18 protein-coding genes and 2 pseudogenes are annotated in these 24,914 nt (G+C 37.3%); 4 read left to right on the top strand and 16 right to left on the bottom strand.

Annotated features, from left to right (window positions below):
- Nucleotides 1–11: 11 nt before the first annotated feature.
- The 3 genes and pseudogenes from IPH11_17400 to IPH11_17390 form a co-directional block, all read right to left on the bottom strand.
- A complete protein-coding gene (locus IPH11_17400; GenBank protein ID MBK6915346.1) occupies nt 12–4,184 on the bottom strand; it encodes a VCBS repeat-containing protein in 4,173 nt (1,390 codons plus the stop codon).
- A 133-nt stretch (nt 4,185–4,317) separates the two neighbouring features.
- Complete coding sequence (locus IPH11_17395) at nt 4,318–4,677, bottom strand: T9SS type A sorting domain-containing protein (protein ID MBK6915345.1); 360 nt, start codon at nt 4,675–4,677, stop codon at nt 4,318–4,320.
- Nucleotides 4,666–6,075 (bottom strand): annotated as a pseudogene (locus tag IPH11_17390) (hypothetical protein). The gene IPH11_17395 and the pseudogene IPH11_17390 overlap by 12 nt, the downstream one beginning before the upstream one ends.
- A 1,433-nt stretch (nt 6,076–7,508) precedes the next feature.
- On the opposite strand from IPH11_17390, the gene IPH11_17385 reads away from it, so the two are divergent.
- From IPH11_17385 to IPH11_17370, 4 genes and pseudogenes are all read left to right on the top strand, one after another.
- Nucleotides 7,509–8,192, top strand: a complete 684-nt coding sequence (locus tag IPH11_17385) for a sel1 repeat family protein (protein ID MBK6915344.1) — start codon at nt 7,509–7,511, stop codon at nt 8,190–8,192.
- The gene (locus IPH11_17380) at nt 8,104–9,060 is read left to right on the top strand and encodes a sel1 repeat family protein (protein ID MBK6915343.1); all 957 of its coding nucleotides are present in this window, start codon (nt 8,104–8,106) and stop codon (nt 9,058–9,060) included. Before IPH11_17385 ends, IPH11_17380 begins: the two co-directional genes overlap by 89 nt.
- A gap of 2 nt (nt 9,061–9,062) precedes the next feature.
- Nucleotides 9,063–10,219: pseudogene (locus tag IPH11_17375) on the top strand (aminotransferase class I/II-fold pyridoxal phosphate-dependent enzyme).
- 25 nt (nt 10,220–10,244) lie between these two features.
- Nucleotides 10,245–11,234, top strand: coding sequence for a cation transporter (locus IPH11_17370; protein ID MBK6915342.1), 990 nt, complete (start codon nt 10,245–10,247; stop codon nt 11,232–11,234).
- An 11-nt stretch (nt 11,235–11,245) separates the two neighbouring features.
- On the opposite strand, the gene IPH11_17365 is transcribed toward IPH11_17370, so the two are convergent.
- The 13 genes from IPH11_17365 to asnS form a co-directional block, all read right to left on the bottom strand.
- Nucleotides 11,246–12,445, bottom strand: coding sequence for an MFS transporter (locus tag IPH11_17365; protein MBK6915341.1), 1,200 nt, complete (start codon nt 12,443–12,445; stop codon nt 11,246–11,248).
- The gene (gene nusB, locus IPH11_17360) at nt 12,442–12,930 is read right to left on the bottom strand and encodes a transcription antitermination factor NusB (protein ID MBK6915340.1); all 489 of its coding nucleotides are present in this window, start codon (nt 12,928–12,930) and stop codon (nt 12,442–12,444) included. Before nusB ends, IPH11_17365 begins: the two co-directional genes overlap by 4 nt.
- A gap of 28 nt (nt 12,931–12,958) precedes the next feature.
- Entirely contained in the window at nt 12,959–13,972 is a 1,014-nt protein-coding gene (locus tag IPH11_17355; protein ID MBK6915339.1) for a YdcF family protein, read from the bottom strand.
- Nucleotides 13,973–14,187: 215 nt separating this feature from the next.
- The gene (locus tag IPH11_17350) at nt 14,188–14,847 is read right to left on the bottom strand and encodes an energy transducer TonB (GenBank protein ID MBK6915338.1); all 660 of its coding nucleotides are present in this window, start codon (nt 14,845–14,847) and stop codon (nt 14,188–14,190) included.
- Between the two features lie 125 nt (nt 14,848–14,972).
- Complete coding sequence (locus tag IPH11_17345; GenBank protein MBK6915337.1) at nt 14,973–15,644, bottom strand: energy transducer TonB; 672 nt, start codon at nt 15,642–15,644, stop codon at nt 14,973–14,975.
- Nucleotides 15,645–15,713: 69 nt separating this feature from the next.
- Nucleotides 15,714–16,130 (bottom strand): VanZ family protein, encoded by a 417-nt coding sequence (gene vanZ, locus IPH11_17340; GenBank protein MBK6915336.1) that lies wholly within the window; start codon nt 16,128–16,130, stop codon nt 15,714–15,716.
- Nucleotides 16,114–17,688, bottom strand: a complete 1,575-nt coding sequence (locus IPH11_17335) for an NAD(P)H-hydrate dehydratase (GenBank protein MBK6915335.1) — start codon at nt 17,686–17,688, stop codon at nt 16,114–16,116. Before IPH11_17335 ends, vanZ begins: the two co-directional genes overlap by 17 nt.
- Nucleotides 17,689–17,871: 183 nt before the next feature.
- Complete coding sequence (locus tag IPH11_17330) at nt 17,872–19,080, bottom strand: NADH-quinone oxidoreductase subunit N (GenBank protein MBK6915334.1); 1,209 nt, start codon at nt 19,078–19,080, stop codon at nt 17,872–17,874.
- A 110-nt stretch (nt 19,081–19,190) separates the two neighbouring features.
- Nucleotides 19,191–20,732 carry an NADH-quinone oxidoreductase subunit M gene (locus IPH11_17325; protein ID MBK6915333.1) on the bottom strand — a complete coding sequence of 514 codons (1,542 nt, stop codon included), beginning with the start codon at nt 20,730–20,732 and terminating at the stop codon, nt 19,191–19,193.
- 7 nt (nt 20,733–20,739) lie between these two features.
- Nucleotides 20,740–22,674 (bottom strand): NADH-quinone oxidoreductase subunit L, encoded by a 1,935-nt coding sequence (nuoL, locus tag IPH11_17320; GenBank protein ID MBK6915332.1) that lies wholly within the window; start codon nt 22,672–22,674, stop codon nt 20,740–20,742.
- Between the two features lie 25 nt (nt 22,675–22,699).
- Nucleotides 22,700–23,005, bottom strand: coding sequence for an NADH-quinone oxidoreductase subunit NuoK (nuoK, locus tag IPH11_17315; protein MBK6915331.1), 306 nt, complete (start codon nt 23,003–23,005; stop codon nt 22,700–22,702).
- A gap of 5 nt (nt 23,006–23,010) precedes the next feature.
- On the bottom strand, nt 23,011–23,547 hold the full coding sequence (locus IPH11_17310; protein ID MBK6915330.1) for an NADH-quinone oxidoreductase subunit J: 537 nt from the start codon (nt 23,545–23,547) through the stop codon (nt 23,011–23,013).
- Nucleotides 23,548–23,567: 20 nt separating this feature from the next.
- Nucleotides 23,568–24,863: an asparagine--tRNA ligase gene (gene asnS, locus IPH11_17305; GenBank protein ID MBK6915329.1), complete on the bottom strand. Its 1,296-nt coding sequence runs from the start codon at nt 24,861–24,863 to the stop codon at nt 23,568–23,570.
- Nucleotides 24,864–24,914 lie beyond the last annotated feature (51 nt).

Below are 24,914 nucleotides of genomic sequence, written 5' to 3'. Positions count from 1 at the left end.
ATTAACCAATCTCACTTCAATAAAATCATCTTCTTGGTATCAACAAAATTCCCTGCCTGTATTTTGTAAAAATATATTCCGCTGGCTAATGAGCTCGCATCAAAATTGACTTCATAAAATCCAGCCGGTTTAACTTCGTTAACCAGTTCAGAAATCTTACTTCCAAGAATATCATAAATTGTAATTTGTACTTTTGAATCTGAGGGCAACGAAAATTTAATCTTTGTTGACGGATTAAAAGGATTGGGGTAATTCTGGGCTAAAGAAAAAACGATGGGTAAATTATCCGCTTCAACTGAAGTCGGAATACCGATATCGAATACACCTCTGGCTATTGTACTTCCAACATAAGCTGCGTCAACCGCACTAAGGCACCATTCATAATGACCATCTTTTAGCCCGGTTAATAACCATTCAGTAACAGCGCTGATATTTCCCGGTTCAGGGAGACGAGCAGGATCAGTAACCGAAAAGTTATCAATGAGGATATCAGGCTTTGAGGGGTTATGCGATCCCGGTCTGATTACCACAAGATCATACGTTAATCCGGGAGAAGTTGTGTGATCATCGCTCGATGCCGTCCAAGATAATAGAACTGTATCATCATTTTGAAAGGCAGCGTTTAAATCCGTCGGAGTAGTTGGCGCATTATTCTGACCTTCAGTATCATTTCTATAAAGATGCATCTGCGCTTCAACAAGTCCATTTCCTCCAGGAACAAAGTATTGCCCGGCAATAAAGTAATCAAGATCTCCATCTCCATCTATATCTAACCAGGAGAATGTACCCCCCCGATCGCCGCTTGCGCGCGGTGCAGGTAATTCATTACCGGAATCCGTAAAGTTTCCGTTACCGTCATTTGTATAAACTCTTGCACGTCCTTCAATATTTGAACCTGAGTTGTAATTACCTGCCAATAAAATGTCTACGTCGCCGTCAGAATCGTAGTCTGCCCACGTTGCAGCGGTAAGATCAAACCAACCTTCGCATGGAACGCAGGATATTACCTCTATTGGAATATAGCTCTCATTGTCATTCCGATAAATTCGAAGTGCAAGATTATATATACCGTTTTCCAAAATGTTTCCAGCCACAAGTATGTCAAGGTCGCCATCAGCATCATAGTCCCCCCACTGAGCATCACCATGTTCGATTGTCAGCGAATCAAGTATATCCTCGCCGAAGAAATTTCCATTACCGTCATTTCGGTAACGACGTATAAAACCCTCATCGGTGTTTGGTGCCATATTCACAAGCAGCAAATCAAGATCCTGGTCATTATCAAAGTCAGCCCAGGTGCTATTGGCGTGTGAAGTCGGCGCGAATACTGAGTCTGTCTCCGTAAAAATAGTACCCCCTGTTCCGTTGGCACTATCATTACGCATCAAAGTTGTTTTATAGGAGAAAGTTGTATCATCAAAAACTGAAGGTATCAGGATATCAAGGTCGCCATCATTATCAAAATCAGCCCAGGTAATAGACCGCAAATCAAATTCTGCCTGACTGTTATCTTCCCAGTAACCGGGAAGATTAGTGTCACTAAGTATGAGTGTTCCATTATCGTTAAGATAGATAACTGTCGCGCCATCTGTTCCAACTGCTAAATCCTGGTCACCATCCCCATCCACATCACCCCACGCCATGTCTGATGATCCTGTGGTTAATATTCCAAGCGGCACATTGATGTAACTGAAATCCCAATGAGTTGAATCTGCCGGTCCATTATTCACTAATAATAATAAACGGTATTCAACACTCTGATTGTAAACAACATAATAGCCAAGCACTGCAATATCAAGATCTCCATCACTGTCATAGTCAGCCGGTGCTGTAGTGATTACCCAAAAATCTTCATCTTCCGGCGTAACAAATATTGAATCAAGCGGCGTTACTTCTGTGAAGTCGCCGAATGTGCCCCCCGGGTTGGGCTGAACAGTGATAATGCGTATTGTAGAATCGCTATCGCCGTCATCATCAGTAACGGTTAGCTGGACAATATAAGTGTTTGCCGTGTCATAAGTGTGTGTTGGATTCTGTTCGGTTGAAAATAAACCATCACCAAAGTCCCAAGCCCATTCTAAAATTGTACCGTCAATGTCTGTGCTGGAATCAATGAAATCAACCGTTAAACCATTAGAAGTATAAGTAAAAGATGCAGTCGGAGGCTGATTCAATGGGGGTGGAGGTTCTCCTGTAAAATGCTCTATGTAGCCCTGGAAACCTCCTGTCCATGCATCACCATCTGCACTTGCTGTGATAGCTGAGAAACTGCCGAAACCTTCTGAACCGATTTCCAGAACAGCCCAGCCTTGCCCGCCATTGGATGAGTAGTATGCTGCATTCGAGTTTGTGCTGACCCATAATTCATTTGGTCCGATCAAATAAATATCTGTAAGATAATCATCTTCGTTTGGTGTTGGTAAAACCTGCCAGTTAGCCCCGCCATCATCGCTTCGATAAGCTTTACCGCCCCAACCCACTGCATAACCAATGTTCTCATCATAAAAATCCATATCCAGTATTTGAAATGGACTGTTAGGAAGAAACCCTAATGTCCAGGTAGCTCCGTTATCAGTGCTTCTGTAAAATATTCCGGTAATATTATTTGCCCAAATGTTCGCTCCTTCCACATCAACAGATACATAAGCACCACCGAAATCCGTAACCGGAATCCATGTATTGCCTCCATCGCTTGTATGAAGCAGGCAATCTCCTCCCTGTCCGATTACCCAGCCATCCATGAGTGTGCTGAAGTGAATATCCTCTGCCGGCGAAAGACCTGGAGGTATCGTGTTTGTAATTGTCCAGTTCTCACCTCCATCATTGCTCATAAATACTTGTCCAATTTCGTCGATAAGTACTGCCTCGTTAGTACCTACTACCTGCACTGCCTTTATGTTGTACTGTGTAATTTGAGATTGAAGCAGCCAGGGTGAAGTACCATTTAGATTAGTCAAAATAGTTCCGACATCACCAACAGCTAATAATTTCCCATTTGCAAATCTATCAATATCATTTATAGAGTTTCCCGAACCACTGGAAATCTGAGACCATGATGCACCTCCATTTGTTGTCTTAATAATAAATCCAGGACCATAACCGTAATAGCCGGTTTGTGCATCTGTAAATGAAGGTACTACGCTGCTTAGATAACCTGGCTGTAAACCATTAGGAGAATCAAATACAAGAGTCCAGTTTTGGCCTTCATCGCCGGAATAGAACATATTGCCTGCACCATCAGTAGCGACCACAGTTTGCGGATCAGGAACTGCAAATGCAAAGGGAGTTGCATACGGTCCCGGGTCCATTACTTCGCCAAGGTCTGTCCAAGACTGACCCCCATCAGATGATCTGAAAATACGATCATCGAAATCCGGGAAGGTGCCGGCTCTTCCCCAGGCAAGAACAACATTACCGGATATTGCCACAAGATGGTCTCTGCCTTCGGCTGGTGTTCCATCATTCCATGTTAACCCGCCATCTGTTGATCGTATAAAAATATCATCGGCAATTCCCACCACTAAAGTATTGCTAAGAAACGATACTGTCTTGGCGTTACCGTTATACGCAGGTGCAAATGTAGCTCCACCATCAGTTGAACGAAAAACTGAAGTTTCAGAAACGCCTAATCCAATTAGATCGCTGGTAAAGTCGAAAGCAAACATATCGTTAGGCGATGGCTCCCAGGAAAGTCCGCCGTCACGACTGATATATCTCCCGAAGTTCCCGGTTGCTAAACCAAAGTTTATTGTATAAAATTTCATAAAGTAAGTTGAGCCGAGAAAGGGAAGCTGAGTCCATGTTATTCCTCCATCGGTAGTTCGATAATTATCGTTACCATAAACCCATCCGTTTTGGCTATCGAGAAAGAAGAGCCCATAAAATGGGTTACTAAGGCTGATAGGTATGTTTCTTTGAATCCAGTTGATTCCGCCATCTGTAGATTCAAACAAAGAACCACCATCATCAAATGAATTATCGTCTGTGGCAATAAAGACATGCGGATCCGTGAAGCCAGCAATGCCTCTAACATCCAGAAAAGTCGGAATGGGACTCTGAGTGTTCCATTGAGCGGTAGCTGAGGAAGTCAGAAGCACAATCAAGGCGACGAAAATTCGTTGTATGTGCCAGGTAACCTTAAATTTACGGCTTCTGTGTTTCAAATTTTTTAGTATCAAGTACATAAAAGTCTTCCTTTCATTTTAGGCATTATCCCGGTTGATGGGATTGTCATAGATTGTCATTTGTAAAAATAGTGACATAAAAAATAGAAAAAGGACATTATAAAAATAAAAAGTAAGCATAGCTAACTTAATTTTACTTTAATAGTATCATTTTTTTGGTTTCTACAAAACTGCCTGTAACCATTCTATAGAAATATATTCCACTTGTAACTTGATTACCGGAGTTATCTGTACCATTCCAAACTACGCTGTGGAATCCTTTTGGCAGTGAGTTATTAACAAGAGTAGCAATTTCCAGACCTAACGCATTATAAATAATTATGGAGACATCCGCATCTTCGTTCAATCCATAACTGATTGATGTTGAAGGGTTGAAAGGGTTGGGGTAGTTCTGCAATAGCTTAAACTCCAAGGGGACTGTAATTTCCTTTTCAACAGAAAAGGTAGTTTCGTTATCAAATCCAGGTTGTGAAAGGTTGAACTCAAAAGTCATTGTCTGACTGCCGCTCGGCACTTCATTCGGAATGAGTTTCTTCAAGTGCTGTGGAAGTACCCGTGGATCAAGTAAACCGTTTCTCACAAAGTCAACAAGATCAGTGAACTCCTTGTGTGATAGCTCAGTTGGTGACTGCAAAAGGGGATCAAGCCTGGCAAGCACAGGTTCGATTGGGCCAAGAGGGCCTTGTAAGTCTGGTGGAAGCGAACTTGGGCTGTAGTTTCGTGCAGACTTATAGGGATCCAAATGGTGACGAATCGCATCTTCCAGTTGGACGAATGCGCCGTTATGCATAAAAGCAGGCATCACCGCTACGTTTCGAAGAGGTGCAGTGCGAAACATATAACGATCTGTCTCGATACCTGTAACCTGCTCAAGACCAAAATCTTCGTTTGCACCAGGTCCATCGAAAACCACATTGCTGTATGTTGGGACTACTTGCGGAACGCCAATCACATGCATACGGAAATCACTGAACATCTCGTTGGATTCTCCCGAAACCTGATGACATCGTACACATCCAGCTTTCCCGAAGAACAACAGTGCGCCTTTTTTTGATTAATTGTTAATGCATTTTTTTGTCCTCGTGCAAAACGGTCGAGCGGTGCATTAGAGAAAATCAGAGTGAACTCGAATTCCGCGATTGCTTTCCCACAGTGGTCAAAGTTGATAGGCTGATCTCTCGATATCTCCGGGAACGCCTGCTTGAATAATTTTCTATATTCGGGATTATCGTTTAATCTGCGCAATACCTCGTTCCGGATATCGGTGCTGCTGCCTGGAAAGTTGAATCCGGCAGCCTCGACACGTTCGGTAGGAGGAATGAAAGCTTGTGCAACCAGCAGGTGCGGAAGGTAGGACAGTGTCAGTCCCTCGGGAGGTGGGAAAAGAAATCCGGCACTGTTGTCAAATGGATTACCGGACAAGGATGCAAACCGTGAATTCCACATAAGATTAGGATACAATGCTGTATTAACTGCGATTGGTGACCGACGTTGATTGCGCGGTCCAGTACGGCTAGGTCCTACGATGAGATTGTTGTCAATGCCAATGGCGATTGGTTGAGTGTCTCCAAAACCATTTGTCGGTGAGTGACAACCACCGCAGAGTGTTGTCATCGTTCAGCCCAGTTAGTATATCGAACCATAATAACCGACCGAGATCAGCTCTTTTTTGATCGATTGGACGATTTAGCTCTTGAATGAACTTCGCCTCAATAGTACCTGTAAACCCGTAAACCGCAAGTGTTGAGTAAAGTTTCGTGTCCAATGAATCGGTGCCATCGGGATATATGTTTTGAAATCCCAGTAGTAATAGTATTATCGTAGTGAAGATATAAAGTGCAACCCCATGTGTGTTATGAACCTGAATCGAATGCGTTCGTAAAAATGCCATAAAATCTCCTTATTGTTATTATTTTTAAAGTCTTTTGTTCCTCTCCACACATCCGGACAATACAATTCATTCCCTACTAGGTAATTTGGTAAAGACTTCCTCTGAAGCTAATCTTTTTAATTAATAGTATTTCAAAATAAATAAAAGTGACTTTTTTGCTACTGTCAAAAAACTTAATTAGCCTGACAACTTCGGTGAATCCGCTAATATTCTTAGACCCAGAAAATATTACAATAAAAAGCTTAGTTTTATTAGTCGCTCAATGAAAAAGCATTTTTATACTTTACTGTAACCTATTGTATAGCATCAACCTTATGTAATACTTCAGATGGAGATGGAATCTTCAAAATTTATTTATTGAAAATTAGGATACTATTTATGAAAGCAATTATAAAATGCCACCCGAACTAACAAAAAAAATATTTACGCATTTTGTTCAGACTAAATTATTTTCAGAGAATTCTGAAAAATTGCTTCCAAGCCGTTTGTCATTCTCGCGGCAATGCAACGGGAATCTGCTTAATAATCAGTGGATTCCTGTCTGCACAAGAATGACGGATGTGGCTATGCCATCATAAGTCTCTTTCACTTAAAAGTGATTTAATAAACTATGCTGTTGAGTATTCTATAATTAGAGTTGAATAGTATCTGGCTGTGTAGAAGATAAAGCAGCATTAGAAGGTACACGAAGCCGAAAGCAAAATGCTTTTATTGATGCCTCCAATATTCTTAGCCGCGAAATGTTAAAGCATAATGAAGATGTAAGCTGGAGAAAAGATTTAGGGAATGACAGAAAAGTGATTGGTGATTTTGCTTGCTGCGTTCACTGCTTTTTATTTTTATCTTCGCGTTTTCCTTCCTCTTTCCTTTGTTTATCCCTTTCAGCTTTTGTTGCTGTTTTTTAGACTAAATTTTTTCACATCCAGAGTCTGCCATTTAGTCAAGAATACAATTGGACAGTAATTACAAAGTCCATTTTTTTGATATTTTAAGCCTAAACACCTATTGCTCACCTATTTCACTCCTATTGCTCTCCTATTGGCTTGTAACTTCTCTCACTTAAAAGACCCGTCAAGTTGTCACACAGACCCATGACATTTGTCTTTATCCTGTAATTTTAAATCCCTCTAAATCTACATTTATCACGTCGCTCGGAAGAATTATAATAAATAAATATATTTATTTGAGGAGTACGTTTTACTGCGTGCTGCAGTTGTAAATTTTTGTAAAACATTCCTTTTTATTCTCACGAAAATATTTTCCCTTTATTCGGCAGTCTCACCTATCCTCGTGTGAAACCACTTCGTGACAGGGTTTAATAATTCCATTCCGCCTCTTTCAATACTTTTATATTTTTAATTCGCCATTTGAAAATCACTTGCGATTTCGTCAATGTTTAACTATTTATTCAATCAAAAAAATTGGATTAATTATTGTTCCCGGCTTTCAATCACTATTTCCTAAATATCTGTTTACTGATATTCATTTTATCAACAGTATCGTTTGCACAAGACAGCACACAAAGTCTCGCTTTTAAAAATAAAAATATCTTTGAGAGAAGGAATTATTTCTATCAGCCCGATCCATCCTATCAACTTTGGCAGCAATTCCATTTAATTCAAGCAGCCAACAGCGGTGATCCTTTTGCAGAACACGAACTCGGCATAAGATATTTGCTCGGCGAAGGTGTGGCCGCCGATACGATAAAAGGTGCTTTCTGGATTAAGAAAGCCGCTGATAAAGAACTAACCGCCGCGCAATTCAACTACGGCATATTACTCTTAAATGGGTGGGGTGTTGATTGGAATCCATTCGAAGCATTCAAATATTTTCGATTCGCTGCAATCGGAGGTATGCCTGCAGCTCAGCATATTCTGGGAATATTCTATACTGATGACTTGGTTGTAAAAGCTAATTGGGCAGATGCTTACTATTGGATTAAAAAGTCTTCCGATGCGGGTTTTGAACCGGCTAAAGAAATTATTCCTGAGATACTAAAAAAATATACACCTAAAGATACCACAGAATATGTCCCATCAACTTTGTCTGAAACAAATCCTGCGGATAAAAAAAATAGATTCGGATATCTCATCAAATCTCGGTCTCGTCTTTATTAATTTTGAAACTACAAACGATACTGCGATCAATGTAACCAATGAAATGTTATTAGAAGATTTGACCTCCTCCCTTACAGATGAACAAAAAGATTCACTCAATTTTTCTGATTCAACATTAAATTTCAATAGCGATCAGATCGCTTACTTGTTAAAGTCGTCCGAGTTCGGAAACCCGGAAGCAATGGTAATGCTCGGTCGCCTGTATGAATCTGGAATTCACTATTCAAAAAATTTAATAACCGCCGCTGCCTATTACGTCAGGGCTGCACGTCTTGACTCGCCCAAAGGGCTGTATCTACTGTGGCAGTTGAGCGTAAATAAGAGTTTGCTAAAACTTGTTCAACTTAAATCTGATAAAGAAAATGCAGAAGCAATGTTTGTCTGGTACGCATTATCATCACTTGGCTTTGATCAATCAATTGCAATTCAAGATGCAATAAATTTATTAACAAAATCAGCCGACCGTAATTATCTTCCTGCACTCGTCGAGCTTGGTCTGATCACTTACACCGGAAAATATTCTGCTGAAAATAAACAAGAAGGAATTAATATTTGGCAAAAAGCAAAATCTTTAGCCAACAAAGAAGCTGAAGTTCGTCTGATTGCCGCCGTTATATTTGATGATATTTCATTTTCTGCTGATAATCTTTTGAACGATTTAAATAAATTGAACGATGAGGGATCAATTCTTGCACAAGTTACACTTGCCTATTGTTATCAAACCGGGAAGTTTGTAAAACAAAATATTGCCGAAGCTGTAAAACTATACAGGTATGCCGCACATCGTGGTAATCGTTTTGCTTATGATCAATTAAAGAATATTTATAATAACCTTCGTCCTTCTGAAAATATATTTCAAATAAATTAAATATGATTAAACAAAATATTTCTATTCAGTCTAAACTTCCTTCAACCGGGACAAGCATCTTTGCAATAATGTCTAAAATGGCGGCTGACTATAAAGCTATTAATCTTTCACAAGGTTTTCCTGATTTTAATTGTTCAGAACAGCTAATCGAACTCGTTCATAAATTTATGAAGGAGGGAATGAATCAGTATGCGCCAATGCCTGGATTACCTTCACTTAGAAAAACTATTTCAGAAAAAATATTAACCCAATACAAAGCTGAATATAATTTTGAAACGGAGATAACCATTACAGCAGGTGCAACGCAAGCTCTTTATACAGCTATCTCAACCGTCATTCACTCCGGTGATGAAGTGATAATCATTGAGCCGGCTTATGATTCGTATGTTCCTGCAGTAATTGCAAACGGTGGGGTACCAATTTATTCTCAATTGACTGCCGGAGAATTCAATTTCGATTGGAGTGATATAAAAAAAAAGATTAACAGAAAAACAAAAGCGATCATAATCAATTCACCTCACAACCCGACAGGCAGTGTGATTACTGAATATGATATTAAAATGCTCGAACAATTAACTGAAGGAACAAACATTTTAATAATTAGTGATGAAGTTTACGAGCACATTACATTCGATGGAATGCCCCACTTTAGTATCAGCAGTTCGACCGAATTGAATAAAAGAAGTTTTGTTATCTCATCATTCGGAAAAACATTTCACACAACCGGTTGGAAAGTTGGATATTGCTGCGCTCCTGAATATTTGATGAATGAATTAAAAAGATACATCAGTTTATTGTTTTTGCAGTCAATACTCCGGTGCAGCATGCTTACTCAACATTTCTTCTGAATGAAAATAATTATTTAAGTTTGAATGATTTTTATCAGAAGAAACGGGATTTGTTTTTACATTCTATCAGCGGATCAAGATTCAAAGCCGAACCGGCAAGGGGCACTTATTTTCAATTGCTTGACTATTCTCAGATATCAGATCAGAACGATATGGAATTTTCTGAATGGCTCACAAAAGAAATTGGAGTTGCAGTAATACCGCTTCAACCGTTTTATTCAAAAAATAATTCGCAAAAACTCATTCGGGTTTGCTTTGCTAAAAAGGATGAGGTATTAATTCAAGCAGGAAAAATTCTAAAATCAATTTAGACTTAATTTTTATTCAGAGGAGACAATGCAGGAAGAAATAAGACTTAGAAAAAAAGCAGCCTATATTTCGCTGTCGGTAGGTGTAGGAATGTTCATCGCAAAATCCGGCGCATATTTTATTACAGGATCCGAAGCTATTTTTTCCGATGCTGCCGAATCAGTTGTACATGTTATCGCTACATCAATTGCACTTTACAGTATAATTCTTAGCTCAAAGCCCCCCGATGAATCACATCCTTACGGGCATGGTAAAGTGGAATTCTTCTCCGCCGGTATCGAAGGATTTTTAATTGTATTTGCAGCGCTTTATATAATTTTTGAATCCGTAAAAGCAATTCTAATCCCATCAGAATTAAAAAGTCTTGATACAGGCGTTATTGTAGTAACAGGCGCTGCAGTAATTAATTTGATTCTTGGATATTATCTTATCCGCATAGGAAAGAAAACTAATTCAATCACACTTACAGCAGATGGAAAGCACGTGCTTACCGATTCATTCACAAGCATCGGTGTTTTGATTGGAATAATTTTAGTGATGATTACCGACTATACAATTCTCGATCCGATTTTTGCTATAGGTGTTGCATTAAATATTTTGTTTACAGGTTTCAAATTAATGAGGGAATCAGTGGGTGGTTTGATGAACGAGACTGATATTAAAATGCTTGAGGAGATATCAAACGAACTTATTAGAATTAAAAAAGTCTATTGGATTGATATCCACGAACTTCGCTTCTGGATTTCGGGCGATAAAATATTTTTAGATTTTCATTTGATCATGCCTTATTATTTTTCCATCAGAGAATCACATACCGAGGAAAATGAAATTGAAGAATTACTGCTAAAGAAATTTCCGAGACTTCAATTAAAAATTCACTTTGATTACTGCCTCCCTGCTCTTTGCAAATTTTGCAAGTATGAACAATGCGACAAAAGAGAAATGAAACAAACAGAAACTTTCGAGTGGAATAAAACCAAACTTATCGGAAGACCGATTTATCTCATAAAAAATTAAGGAGCGTATTATTACTCTTTAACTTTAGATAGAATCAAAAGTCCAACAAGGAAAAAAACTCCAATCGAAATAATCGCCAATCTTTGATTGCCCGAAAGGAAGCTTACTAAGCCGAACACAAGCGGTCCGATTACCGCTGAGCTTTTCCCGAAGAAAGAATAAAATCCGAAAAATTCCGTTTTCCGATCGGGTGGAGTCAGCTTAGACATTAAACTCCGGGAGGCTGATTGACTTGAACCCATTGCACTGCCTGCGATCAATCCGACAATATAAAATCCATTTTTATCTTCAATAAGAAATGCAAGCGATACCGTTGCTAACCACATTAGCAGTGATATCACAATAACCTTTTTTTGACCGATTGAGTCAGCCAGAATTCCAAAAATAACCGAGCCGACAATAGCAGTAGTCTGAACAGTCAGGAAAAAAATCAGCAGTTCAGAATTAGAGAATCCGAGAGTAGTGCTTGCATAATTCCCGGAGAAAAAAATTACAGTATTAACTCCTTCGATATAAAAAAAATAAGCGAGAAGAAACATCGCTAGATTTTTATAATTTTTCAGGTGAGTAATCGTAGTCCATACTCTCGAAATACCAATCTTCAAATAAGATTGTTTATTCTGAACCTCTACCCTGGAATCTTTGAGAAAAAGAAATAATGGTAAAGAAAAAAGCAAGAAAAAAACTGCCGATACAGGGAAAGTCGTGGTAATATCTCCACTTTGAATAAAAGGATAAACAATAGCAAGAGTCACAAGAGATCCAAGGTACCCCATCCCAAAACCGTAACCGCTGACGCGTCCATAATTTTTTGGTGAAGTTATTTCCGGTAGAAATGCATCATAAAAAACCAGACCTGCTTCAAAGCCAACATTTGCTAAAACAAAAATTAGTATCCCCCAAAAAACTTGTCCTTCACCAACAAAGTAAAGCAATGCGGTGCTAACAATACAAAGAATTGTAAAGAAGAGAAGAAATCTTTTTTTACCTGCTGAGTAGTCGGCAATAGCACCGAGTACAGGAGCAATAAAGGCAGTAATAATCATTGACAAACTTGTTCCAATACTCCAGTATAGATCACCGATTGGTAACCCTTGTGCTACTGACTTCTTGAAGTAAACTGCATAAAGAAAAGTAACAACTACGATGGAAAAAGATGTATTGGCAAAATCAAAAAGCGACCAGACAAATATTTTACTACGTTCTTTCATTGATCATTTTTTTTGCGGCGATCTTTAATTGATTCCTCAACTAAACCCCTTCCTTCTTTCTGCAAAATATCATGTGATTTCAAATCAGATAAAATTGCATCAAGTATTCCATTGATAAACTTCCCGCTTCCCGCGGTACTGAATATTTTTGCGATTTCTATTATTTCGTTTATAGAAACTTTAGGCGGTATATCCGGGAAATATAGAATTTCACAAAGCCCCATACGCAGAAGTAATTTATCAATGAGAGCAACGCGGCTCATATCCCAATTATCAACGAAAAGACTAATTTTTTTATCTATTTCAGCTTTATTGGTTATTACACGTGAAGCGAGTAATTCTGCAAATTCCCTTTCCTTCTTATCTTTGATTTCTTTTAAGATCAGATTCATTGTTTCACTAAGCGATTGATTATTTAATTCATACGCATACAATATCTGTAATACTTTTTCCCTGATAAACCTTCTTTTAGAAATCTTATTCATTTTATTTATTGATTTTATGGACGAACATTTACAAACCAAATAGCCAGAAAATGATTATTGCAATAGTCTCTCGAATTTGATTCTGAGCTTTACTTTCAAACTTAAATTCAATATCAGAGGCAACAACATTGACTTTCAATTTAAAGAAATTAGCTATCTCCATCACTCTTGGCAGATGATACGTATCAGAAATAATTGTAATTTCACCCACATCTTTTCTGGTAAGTATTTCATTTCTTATAAACTGAATTTGCTCCAAGGTTGAAGTGGTTCGATTTTCTTTCCATATAAATTTAGGGTTGATATCGCTCTTCATAATATAATCGAACGCAACATCGGACTCGCTTAATTCACCGGGAGCATGGCTGCCTGTTAGTTGAATCATATCAATCTTTTTGTCGCTAAATAATTTTATCGCTTTATCCACTCGTGCCTTCAAACTCGGGCTGGGTTGGTTATCCGACCATACTGCTGCACCTAACACCACCCCAATTCTATGCTTTTTATTTTGACCTTCTGATAAATTTATTTTTGCCTGTGTGAAAGTTGATACATAAATAAACCCAATGATTATGATAAGAATTGCTGTAACACCTGTATTAAATAAACTATAAACAACTACCAATTCTTTCCTACCGATAACCTTCATCCAGAGAAACATTGCAAAATAAAATAAAAAAAACTGGTAGAATTCAAACAGAGCAGCTATTATGATTTTATCCAATGTTTGAGTCAATAAATAAACATCACTAAATGGAATTTTTATTTGGGTGGAAAATGCAGCCAACGAAAGTAAGAATATCAGAATGATTGTAAATGAATAAAGAAATTGCTCAGTTTCATTCTTAGCACCGGAATAAACATAAACTATGAATCCTGTAACTAGCAACAAAGTACTGAATAGGTTTATGAAATTACCAATGGTTAAAAATGTAAAATGACTAAGCGGCAGTTGAAGGATGGAATACTTTATAAAATACAGGAAGCACAATTGAAACAGCAACAGCGTGGACATTGAAAATGTGATAAAAAACTTTTTCATTTTTATTGCAGTTTGAATGAGAATTTTATCATCGAAAAGCTAAATTTTGAAAGAACCATTGAAAATAATTTTCAGACGGTTAAATGATTAATTTGAAATTTGATTGGTCCAAAATTAAATAAATTACCAATCTATACAAAGACAGAACCACAATTGTGTCGCTCACTATATACAAAACAGCAAATAAAAAAGGCGTCTCTTCGACGCCTTAAAAACTATTGAAGCCTAAATACAATCGGAATTGAAACCTGCACTTTAACGGGTTTTCCTCTTTGCTTACCAGGTTTAAATTTAGTTTTCTTTACAGCGTCAAGCGCTGCTTCATCACAACCTGCTCCAAGTCCTTTAATAATTTTTGCATCTGTTACATTTCCATTTTCATCAACAAAAGCGAGAACGTACACTTTCCCTTCTACTCCTGCGCGTTTTGCAATTTCAGGATAAACAATTTTACTCTGGATCGCAGAAATTCCACCGATCGGTTCGGGCATTTCTTCAACCGCTACAAAGTAAGTTGGCTCTTCCTCTACAACTCTCTTCTCTTCTTTTGGAGGTGGAGGGGGTGCTTCTACATTAGCATTGATATCAATATCTGTACTTGCGATATCAATATCTTCTAGTACCTCGTCAGACGGAGCTTCAATCGGGATAGGTGGTTTGGGAGGTGGGGGAGGTCTATTCTCCTGCTTTGTTTGTTGAATATCTTCAACTGTAAATAATTCCTGTGGCCCATCAACCTTTATATCTTTCCCATCAAATTTGGGGAAAAACTTAAAAGCAAAAATTAATAGAGCAAGCGAAGCAATCAGTGATATTTCAAAATACCTTGAATACTTTGCTCTTAAATCTGCTTTGAAATATTTTTTCAATGCCATTGTTAAATCTCCTTAAAGGCTTAAAATTAGTGGTTCAAGTTAAGAAATCATATTACTTATGTCAAACAACTTTTTATTCTTTTAACAAATTATTTTATTATTTGTTCCCAAAATTAGTACAAAGTTCAATTTATGGACTGAAGTTTAAAAATCACCGGGATTTTCATTTCAACTTTAACAGCTTTGCCTCTCTGCTTTCCGGGTAAAAACCTGGTGTTCAAAACGGCTGTAAGCGCCGCTTCATCACAACCGGCTCCAAGACTTTTGAGGATTTGTGCACTCATTACATTTCCAAATTCATCAATTTGTGCGATTACTACCACCTTTCCTTCAATACCAGCGCGAATAGCTAATTCAGGATAGATTACTCGATTTTGGATAGACGCTATCCCCCCAATTGGTTCAGGCAGCTGCTCAACAAATTTAAATATATAATCAGTTTCTTGTTCAATCGTTTTGTGATTATCCAATATTGGCGGGGTTTGTGAATTTATTAGTGTGTTCACATTCAGCTCGGTTGAATTAATTTCAATATCTTCAAGAAGCTCATCATTTATCGTTTCGATTAATATAGGTGGTTTTGCCGGAGGCGGCAGTTTGGTTTCTTGTCTTGTTTGCAGAATGTTTTCAACAATGAATAATTCCTGAGAATTATTTTGGAACTGTTTAGTCATCTCAAGTTCCGGGAAATATTTAAACGCTGCTATCAAAAACAAGAGTGAAATAATAAATGAGATTTGAAGATACCTCAAATACTTTGATCGTAAATCAGCTTTAGGTGATTTTATAAATGCCATAATTGAACCTCTTCAATTTATTTATTGTTCGAAACAATTATTATTTGTTTTGATCTTGAACAATATTTTTTATGAAAGGTTCCGTGAATCAGAATAAATTAGTAAAAATTTTACTAATAAAGCTTTAACGAAAATTATTCCAAGCATCACTCCCCCAACATCTGACAACCAATCAAGTAATTCACAACTTCGTCCCGGAACAATTAGTTGGTGCAATTCATCTATCGCACCGTAAACTATTCCGATAATTAATGTACTTAATAGATAATGTTTTTTAAGATTAGAAAATTTATTCTGCATGATAAGTGTACTCGCTAATAAAATTGTAAGAATAAAGTATGCTAAAAAATGTTCAATCTTATCACTAACGCCTGTGGTTGGAACTGAATCGGCCGGAATTGAAGTAGCACTAATCAGTATTATCCAATAAATAATCAGTGAGATATAAACTAATGATTTACTATTCTTCTCAGTTAATAATTTCAATGGATTTCCTTAAAAACATTATCGCTTTTGGTATTGACTTAATTAAATCTTCGGCACTATATGAATATTCAGTCATCTCTGACTTTAGTATATCAGCAGTTAAACTGTGTAAATAAACTGCCGCTATTGCAGCCTTCTCGATATCTTTATGCTGTGCTAAAATTCCAGCTGTCATTCCTGTAAGAACATCCCCGCTTCCAAATTTTGCCAATCCGGGATTTCCCACAGTATTAATGAATATTTCACCAGATGGGGTGAATATAATTGTTGGCGAGCCTTTCAATACAAGTATTGATTTTGTTGACGTTGAAAAATTCCTGCCATAATTAAAAATATTATTCTGCAGATCTGAAAGACTAATACCTAATAGATTTGAAAACTCGCCATGGTGGGGTGTAAGTATAGAGTTCCGCAGGTCGAGCAATTTATATTTGCGATTGCTCAAAGCATAAATTGCATCAGCATCAATAACCAATAAATATTTTCTTTTTCGTTTAAGAATTTTTAGAATCGCATTCTGAGTGGCTTCACTTCTGCCGAGCCCGGGACCAATTGCCACCACATCAGCCCAATTTAGTTTAGCCTCTAATTCTCCGATTGCTGTTTCTATAAAATTTTCACTTAGTTGATCTTCATAAGTTTGAACAACAACTTCTGAAAGCTTTTTGTGAATAAGATTTCTAACAGATTTTGGGAAAGTAAGAATACTTGCACCAGCCCCAGCTTTTAAAACTGTTCTTGCCGTAAGTGAAGCTGCGCCCGGTAAACTTCCTGACCCGGCGATAGTCAACACTTTACCAGCACTGTATTTGTTTAAATTTTTAATCTTAACCGGCAGCGATTGAAGTGCATCTTCAGGTTCAATTAAGTAAGCGGTAGGAATAAGGTTGTCGAAAATTTTTTCACTTACGCCGATGTTGCCTTTCGTAACTTCGCCAGAATAATGCGGACCAAAATTAAAAAACAATCCCGGTTTGAGTTCGCCTAAAGTTACAGTATAATCAGCCTTAAAAGCGAGCTTTGTAAATCCGTTATCAGCATTTAATCCAGTAGGAATATCAATTGCTATTTTTATGGATTTAAAATCATTTAGCTTGCGAATAATTTTATCATATGGATCTTTTAAGTCCCCCGAAAACCCGCTGCCGAATAGTGCATCAATAATAAGATCGGAATTTTTAATTGATTGAACATCATTAGCAGAATTGATTTTCTTTATTGAAATATTTTTATTGATTGATTTTAAATTTTGTATAATTTGGAAATTGATTCTACAATCAGCACTCATCTGATCGGGTAAATGGGTATGTAGCACCTTTACATTAAAACCCGCGTTGGATAAATGTCTTGCAACGGCGAAACCATCACCACCGTTATTTCCTTTACCACAGATTATTCCAACAGAAGGATTGATTCCGAATTGAAAATTTGCATCCGTAATAAAATGAAAAATTTCTAACGCTGCATTTTCCACTAAAATTAAAGAAGGAATTTTTAGGTAGGATATAGCATATTCATCTATTTCCCGAAGCTGACTTGTAGAATAGACGGGAATCATGTGAACATCATTCTTTCAAAATAATCTATCACTTCAAAAATGAAGTGATTAAATCAATTAAACTACCGGGTGCGACGCCTAATAAAACTACGAATAAAACAGAAATGATTATTGCAAGGTTTGCCGTGCTGGATTTTTCAATTTTAAAATCAGAACTTGACTCTTTGAAATACATCACCACAACTATTCGCAAATAGAAATAAGCACTAATAGCGCTTGAAAAACTCCAAGTATCGCAAGCCATGTGAGGTCTGCTTTTATAGCTGCAATAAAAACATAATATTTACCGAAAAAATCCTGCAAAGGGAGGGATGCCAGCCAGGGAAAACATGAATATCGCAAGTAATGCTGCAAGCATCGGACTTTTTTATTCAATCCACTGTATGAATCAATTGTAAGGTTACTTTCATCTTCACCTTCAATAATTGAAACGACACCGAATGCACCAAGGTTGATAAAAGTATAAGCAGCCAAATAAAAAATTATCCCTGCCACCCCTAAAGCATTGCCTGCGCTTAATCCGATGATCATATAACCGGCATGTGCGATTGAAGAATATGCAAGCATTCTTTTAATATCAGTTTGTGCAATAGCGACTATGCTGCCATAAAGCATTGAAAGTGTTGAGATTACTGCAAGGTAGGGAGTAAATTGATTTTGCCCGCTGCCGGTAAACATAACTGCTAACACCACCATGATTGCACTGAACGCCGCAGCTTTGCCTCCAGTAGAAAATAATGCTGAAACGGTTGTTGGAGCGCCTTGGTAAACATCAGGTACCCACATGTGAAATGGAAACGCAGCGATTTTAAATGAAAATCCAATTAAGAATAATAAAATCCCTCCCATAAATAAAATGTTGGCCGACAAATCTGCAAACTTAGATGAGATAATTTGAATTGAAGTCGTATGTACAGATCCGTAGATTAAAGCAATACCATAGACGAGGAATCCTGTAGCAAAAGCACCCAGTAAAAAATATTTAAGTGAAGCTTCATTAGCTGATAATCTTTTTCTGTTTAATCCCGCTAGTACATAAAATGAAACAGACATAATTTCAAGTCCGAGGAAAACCACAAAAAGGTCTCTGGCTGCTGCCATAAGCATCATTCCTAGGACGGAAGTTTGAAGGAGAATGAAATACTCGCCAAAATATGCGCCGTACTTTTTTAGGTAGCTAATTGAAAGTAAAGTAACGATAGCCGAGCCTGAGCAAAAAATAAAATAAAATAGATTAACATTGCCTCCGGTATTAATCATATTTTGAAAAACAACAGAAACAGAATTAATTGAGTACAGAGCGTAGATCGCAGAAAGTGTAAAGAGAAAAAGGGAAAACCACGGTAATATATTTTCACTTTTATTAGAATACATTTCTATGATCACGGACAATAAAATACCAGATGATATTATTATCAATGGGAGAGTATAAATTAAATTTTCAATGCTTATCATATTTAATAAATTATAATCTGTTTACATCTTTTAGAAAAATCAAATTGTTATTTAACATCTGTTACGGGCTTGTTCTCACTATTAATCGGATGATAAACCTGATGTATTAATTTTTTTGTTGATTTGTCAGAAACTTTCAAAAATGTATTTGGTTGAATACCTATCCAAATTATAAAAATAAAAATTGGAATAAGCACCAGCATTTCTCTTTTATTCATATCGGATATATCATTCAATTTTGGGTTTGTGACTTCCCCGAAAACAATTCGCTGGTACATCCATAATAAATATATTGCGGCGAAAATTACTCCCGAAGAAGCAAACACTGTAAACCACCAACTATTCAAAACAGGCGACTTGAATGAACCTAATAAAATTAAAAACTCACCAACAAACCCATTTAGCCCCGGCAGTCCGACAGATGACAAAGAAGCAAACATTAAAGCGAAAGAGAACAAAGGAACTATCTTAGCAATTCCACCATAATAAGAAATTTCTCTCGTATGAGTACGTTCATAAATAACCCCTACCAAAAGGAATAAAGCTCCTGTAGAAAGACCATGGTTTATCATTTGAATAATTGCCCCTTGCACTGCTTCCTGAGTAACGGCGAAAATACCCAGTACAACAAAACCGAGGTGTGCAACAGAAGAGTAAGCAACGAGTTTTTTCATATCACGCTGAACCATCGCAACCAGAGCACCATAAATAATTCCGATAACCGCTAGCACAGCAATGTATGGAGCAAACTTCACACTTGCATCAGGAAATAATGGTAAACAAAATCGAAGTAAACCGTAAGTTCCCATTTTTAGTAGTACACCGGCAAGAATTACACTGCCCGCGGTCGGAGCTTGTACGTGAGCATCGGGAAGCCAGGTGTGAAGCGGAAACAGCGGTACTTTGATTGCGAAACTAAAAGCGAATGCGAAAAACATCCACATCTGCAATGTTTGTTCAAAGGATGGTGCAACAGAATAAAGTTCTATCAAATCAGTTGAAAAGTGTCCGAGTACTGAAACCGAATTTACAGCCAGCCAGATAATTGAAATGAGCATTAGCAAAGAACCAAACATGGTATAAAGGAAAAATTTTACAGATGCATAAATTCTTTGTTCCCCGCCCCAGATTCCAATTATAAAATACATGGGAATAAGCATAGCTTCCCAAAAAACATAGAATAAAAAGAGATCAAGTGAAACAAAAACCCCTATCATTCCAACTTCAAGCACTAACATGAAAAATGTGAACTCTTTCACTTGTTTGGTAATTGCAGACCAACTTGAGATCAATGTTAACGGCGTTAAAAATGTAGTAAGTAATACAAGAAGAAGTGAAAGCCCATCAACTCCAACAAAGTAACTGACGTTAATATTTTTTATCCAATTTATTTTATGAATGAATTGGAACTCACCGCTGTCAGAATCGAAATTAAAATAGATAATTAATGAAATAACAAAAACCAGAGTGGAGATGAATAAACCAAAGTACTTGATCAGCTTTTCATTACTCTTATTAATGAATAATAAAACTAAGCTGCCAAGCAGCGGAAGCAAAATTAGATATGAAACTAAAAAACTATTTTCCATAAAAATATTATCTAAAAATTATCCAGAATAATGCTACGGCAATTCCAAGCATCATAATTAAAGCATAAAACTGCGAAACACCAGTTTGGATTTTTCTAAAGTAACCTGAAAAAATATTAATCAATGATGCAGTGCCGTTGATTAAACCATCAATGATTTTGTTATCAGCAATCTTCCATAAAAATAATTCTGAAGTTTTATAAATTGGCTGAATTACAGTGGAATCATAAACCTCATCAACAAAATATTTATTAAGCAATAAATTATAAACAGAACGAAATTTAGCTGCTGTACTCAATGCGATCTTTTGATTCTTCAAATAAATATATCTTGCTAAATAAATTGATGCCGCTGCACCTGCCACAGAAATAATCATTAAAAGAATTTCTTCGAAATGAGTGTGTGAACCGTAAAAAGCTAATTTCCTTTCAGCATCTTTAAAAACCGGTGCCAACCAATTATGAAAAACATTTCCATGTTCACCAGAAAAGATTTCAGGTATCCCTATAAAACCGCCTATTGCAGATAGAATTGCTAAAGTTATTAATGGAATTGTCATCACTGCAGGTGACTCATGCGGATGTTTATCGTGACCGAATCGCTCTTTACCTTCAAATGTTAGTATGTACAATCGGAACATATAAAAAGCCGTGATCAATGCTGTAGCAGCACCGAAGAACCAGAAAAAGAATCCACCATTTGAGAAAGAAAACCAAAGAATTTCATCTTTGCTAAAAAATCCCGACAGGGGGGGAATGCCAGATATTGCAAGAGCAGCAATCAAAAATGTAAGCGAAGTCCTTGGCATATATTTTTTTAATCCGCCGAAATGCTGAATGTTTTGTTCATCGTGCATCGAATGGATCACCGACCCTGCGCCAAGAAATAACAGAGCTTTAAAAAATGCGTGAGTCATTACGTGAAATATCCCGGCCGAAAATGCCCCCATCCCCATAGCGAGAAACATATAACCAAGCTGACTTACCGTTGAATAAGCTAAAACTTTTTTAATGTCATTTTGAACAAGACCGATTGTGGCAGCAAAGATAGCAGTCAGCAAACCAATGACTGCAACGACGCTCATAATAGCCGGAGCAGAAGCATAAAATATCGAACAGCGAGCAACCATGTAAACACCTGCTGTAACCATTGTTGCTGCATGAATCAATGCTGAAACAGGCGTCGGACCTGCCATCGCATCGGGCAGCCATACAAATAATGGGATTTGTGCTGACTTGCCGGTGGCACCTATAAAAAGAAATAATGCAATGAAGCTGAATGTAACTGTTGGTATATCAAAAGTAGATGCTCGTTGAAATACTTCAGTAAAATTTAGACTTCCAAAAGTCAGGTAGATTAAAAACATTCCAAGCAGGAATCCGAAATCGCCGATCCTGTTAACAACAAAAGCTTTTTTTGCAGCATCACTCGTTGTGCTTTTTTCAAATTTCCTGTCATACCAAAATCCAATTAATAAATATGAACAAAGCCCTACGCCTTCCCATCCAAGAAATAATAAGACGAAATTATCAGCAAGAATTAAATTCATCATTGCAAAGATGAACAGATTCATATATGCAAAGAATCTCCAAAATCCCTTATCACCGTGCATGTAGCCAATGGAATAAACATGAATAATAAATCCAACACCGGTGACAATGAGTCCCATAATCAGAGAGAGTTGATCTACTTGATAAGAAAAACCAACATTTACTAAACCGACATCAATCCAGTTTAATAAAGGCACAATTGTTTTTCTTTGATCAGCGGGTAGTCCAATCGTTTCGAAAAATGCACCGAGCACAATCAGGAATGATAATCCAATAACACCACTGCCTAAAATTCCAATTAATTTTTCATTTTTAATTTTGCTGCCAAAGATCCCGTTGATTAGAAAACCCAAAAGCGGCAGAATGACAGAAAGGTAAATTAGTTGTATCATGTTTTCAGTAAGTTCATTAAAATATTTACCACTTCAAAATATTTATTTCGTCAATGTTAACTGTTTGTTTATTACGGAATAGTGCAATGATAATCGCCAAGCCAACTGCTGCTTCCGCTGCTGCAACAGTCATAACAAAAAAAACAAAAACCTGTCCGATTGAATTTCCAAGAAAAGATGAAAAAGTAACAAGAGTTAAATTGGCTGAGTTAAGCATCAATTCAATAGACATAAAGACAACAATTGCATTGCGTCTTGTAAGAACACCGGCAACCCCGGTAAAAAACATAAATGCACTTAAGATTAAATAAAACTCAATTGGTACTGACATAAAATTTATCCTTTGGAGGAATCCTTTCCTTCGAATTTTTTCTTAGCCAAAACCAAAGCGCCGATAGTAGCTGCAAGTAAAAGAAATCCCGCTGCCTCGACCGGAAGAATATAATTTGTATAAAGCTCCCTCCCTATCGATTCTACGGTCCCTGCATTTATACTTTTCACTAAATCCGGACTAACTTCAGAAGATGGATTACTTTTCAAGATAAGATATGCTAATTGAATTAAAACAATACCCGCAATTATAAAAGCAAATATTTTTACTTTGGGATTGCCTCCTAATATTTTTTTTTCATTCTCCGGTCTAAGCAGCATCACAACAAACAGGAACAAAACCATTATTGCCCCGGCATAAACAATAACCTGCACAACAGCAATAAACTGAGCATTCAAAACCAGGTAAATTCCGGCAAGCGCTGCAAAATTCAGGACAAGAAATAATGCGGAGATAACTGCATCACGTCTTGTAATCATTAAAACTGAAGAGGCTGCGGCGATGATTGAAAAAATGATAAAAAGTATTATTTCTAAATTCATTATAAAATTATTCTAATTGCTTAAGGAGTATTCCTGTAAATCAATCTCGGAAAGGGAATTGCTTCGCGTAAATGTTCAAGACCGCAAATCCAGCTTACAGTTCTTTCCAGACCCAAACCAAACCCGGCATGAGGAACCGAACCGAACCTTCTCAAATCCAAATACCATTCAAATGCCTCCTGCGGAAGTTTATGTTCTTGAATTCTTTCAAGGAGGAGGTCGAGATCATCTTCTCTTTGAGAACCGCCTATGATTTCACCGTAACCTTCCGGGGCTAATACATCTACCGCAAGAGCAAGATTAGAATTTTCAGGGTCGCGTTTCATATAGAATGCTTTTACTGCTGATGGATACCTGTGCACCATTACCGGCCTATCAAACTGATTTGAAATTACAGTTTCATCTGCTGCACCTAAATCATTCCCATATTCAAATTCGATATTATTTTTTTTAAGAATATCAACTGCTTCGTCATAAGAAATTCGAGGGAAGGGTCGTTTCACTGATTCGAGTTTTGAAGTATCCCTTTCTAAAATTTTTAATTCTTCTCTGCGCTCTTTTAAAATGGTTTGAACAATATATTCCAGAAATTCTTCCGCAAGATCCATGTCATCGTTCAAATCATTAAAAGCGACTTCAGGTTCAATCATCCAAAATTCTGTAAGATGTCTTCTGGTCTTAGATTTTTCCGCTCTGAAGGTTGGACCAAAAGTATAAACTTTTCCTAACGCCATTGCCCCCGCCTCGGCATAAAGTTGCCCGGATTGAGTAAGATAAGCTTTACCTAAATCAAAATAATCTGTTTCGAACAAAGTAGAAGTACCTTCGCAAGCACTGGGAGTGAGTATGGGCGGGTCCATTAAAACAAAACCACGATCATCGAAGAAATCTCGAATTGCTTTTACGATTCGATGTCTAATTTTTAATATAGCAACCTGCTTGCTTGATCTCAGCCAAAGGTGGCGGTTATCTAAAAGAAACTCTATACCATGTTCTTTTGGAGTAATTGGATAGTCATGTGCTTCAGATATTGATACAAGACCTGTGCAATCAAGCTCAAACCCTCCAGTTGCTCTTGGTTCTGCTTTTACTTTTCCGGTAACTGTTATTGAAGACTCCTGCCCGAGTCTATCTGCAAGGTTGAAAACTTCTTCAGTAACATTTCCTTTGAAGTAAACGCATTGAAGGTATCCTGTGCCATCGCGAAGTATAAGAAATTTTATTTTACCGCTTGACCTTTTATTGTAAACCCATCCAGATAGAGTGACTTCTTTATCAACAAAATTTGCTAAGTCCTTTATGTAGATTTTTTGCATTAGTAGTATTTTTTTTCAAAATTTTTGTAGCCAAATATAAAGACGGGTGTA

Source organism: Ignavibacteriales bacterium (genome assembly GCA_016709155.1).
Taxonomy (GTDB): Bacteria; Bacteroidota; Ignavibacteria; order Ignavibacteriales; family Ignavibacteriaceae; genus JADJEI01.
This window is presented reverse-complemented; position numbering and strand designations above follow the sequence as displayed.